Annotated in this window: 2 protein-coding genes; both read right to left on the bottom strand. The window is 36.4% G+C overall.

The window, feature by feature from the left end; translation table 11 throughout:
- Positions 1-1,312 (bottom strand): P-loop NTPase fold protein (locus I3255_RS13910; RefSeq protein ID WP_238039338.1); only part of this gene is annotated, 1,312 nt, incomplete at its 3' end.
- A 132-nt stretch (positions 1,313-1,444) separates the two neighbouring features.
- A partial coding sequence (locus I3255_RS13905; RefSeq protein ID WP_238039336.1) for a hypothetical protein occupies positions 1,445-2,017 on the bottom strand: 573 nt, incomplete at its 5' end.

Below are 2,017 nucleotides of genomic sequence, written 5' to 3'. Positions count from 1 at the left end.
TCTTAGAGTTATGATAAATATTAGGTATATAATTACTAAGAAAATCATTCAAATATATTAATTTATCTTTCTCGCCGTTTTGTATATGTCTTTCAAATTCCCCACTAACTATTTCATCAAAAAGATTAGAGTCTTTATCTTTAATACAAAGTAAAATTGTCAACATCAATATATCTACTTTAGAGCCTTTAGGCATATTTGATATTGTTGCTACAATTCGATCTGCTATTTGTATTGCTGTACGAGCTGATACTGTAAAAGCATTAAGAACAACAGATATATTACGAAGTGTTATTTTCGCATCTTCGTTGAATGGAAGTACCTCAACATTTAAATCTCTTAAATAATCACCTGATAGTTTATTTACATCGCAATGTACTTCTAAGAAATTTTCTAAATTCGGTGACTTAAGACTGTAACGGCTATTAAAAAAACGGCCAAGATACATATTGGCATTAAATCCCTCACCATAAACAGCCTTTACTGCATGTTGTAATTGTTCAGTATCAGTAGCAATTACAAAAACCACTCCTTTAATATCGAAAATATGTTTAATCGTTTCAAGCATCTCAACAGCATAACTAGGACGACAACGATCTAATTCATCAATAAAAATGAAGGCTGGTAGTTCCTTTTTTTTGAGACTAACTACTGCCCCAACCCATTCAAAGACACTTTTTTTCAGACTTTCTATTGCTGCGCTTTTAGCATCATGCTCATCAATTAAATACTTAACAGCTTCTGATGCTGCAAAGCTCATATCAATAGGCTTACCATTTTCGTCAGTACTAATTTCACCGAGACTTTCATTATCATCATCGGCATTCATAATCATTACAGGATCAATACCAACATACCTTTTAAATAATCCTCGTCCAATCCCTGGTGCTGCAGCTTTCAATAAACCAATAAGTTTTCTAGGAACTTTAAATTCAGGTGATTCTTTATCCTTCCCTGCTTGTTTTCTTAACTGTTCAATAATCGAAGAAATTACAGTCATTAATGGATCATCAGAGTAGTCTTTTTTCCATGCGTCTACATATACTACAGGATAATAATCTTTAATATCCTCAGACCAACGCTTTAAAAAATAGGTTTTACCAGCTCCCCACTCTGAATTTAAATTAAGCACATAATTTCGTTTTTGGTCTACATCATCTCGTGATTTATCAAATCCCTGTGATGCTAGAAGCTTTGTAAGAAATGTGGCGTATTTCACTCTGCCTAATTTATCTTCCGGAAAAAATTCATCATTAATTATCTTACCTTTTGACCAGTCCAACTCAATTTGCTTAACCATTTGTTTTTCCATAAATCCTCAAGAGCCAACATTTTAAAGCCAATTCTTGTCCATATACAAATAGTTTCCCAACAATTAGAATTCAATAGCTATTGTTAAATAGCTCTCCTATGCCTCATGAAGCTTGAAGTATAGGAGTAAAATTCAAGCTATCTGCCTATGACTCTCCCTCTGGATCTGCTCATCCATCGCCATAACAGCCATAGTTCTATTTTCTACTAACCACGATACCAACAGATTCTGCACTGAGTAATAACGCTTAAAGCGGCTATAAGTCACAGGCAGAACTCGAGCAAAATAGGCAAAGCGGGTTTCTTGGGTCCACTCAATACGACCTTGTTTACAGCATTGGCATTTACAACGATTACGGTTCTTATCTACCACAACAGCACTACCATTACACTCAGGACAAATCTGCCCTTGCTGCTGAGTAGCTTCAGCAATGGCTGTTGCACACAGGGCTTTGATGGCCTTTTCTGGGTACACTCCCCGCCAATCTTCCATTAGACGAAGCGCTTCTCCCATGGTTGCGATTTGAAGCTGCTTAAGAGCATTAACATCTCTAAGCCCCTCAACAAACAGTAATAACCAACCTACAGGTGATTCATGCCAGCATAGGCCCACAACAGCCAATTGTTCTTCAGCGGAAAGTAATGGGTTCCCTCCCCCTGTACTTGGACCATAGTTGATCCCTTTGATATCAAATTTGCTTAACAG

Origin of the sequence: Psychrobacter sp. Ps6 (genome assembly GCF_022129235.1) — a bacterium.
Taxonomy (GTDB): Bacteria; Pseudomonadota; Gammaproteobacteria; order Pseudomonadales; family Moraxellaceae; genus Psychrobacter.
Note: the sequence above shows the minus strand (reverse complement) of the source record. Positions and strands in the feature narration are given on the sequence as shown.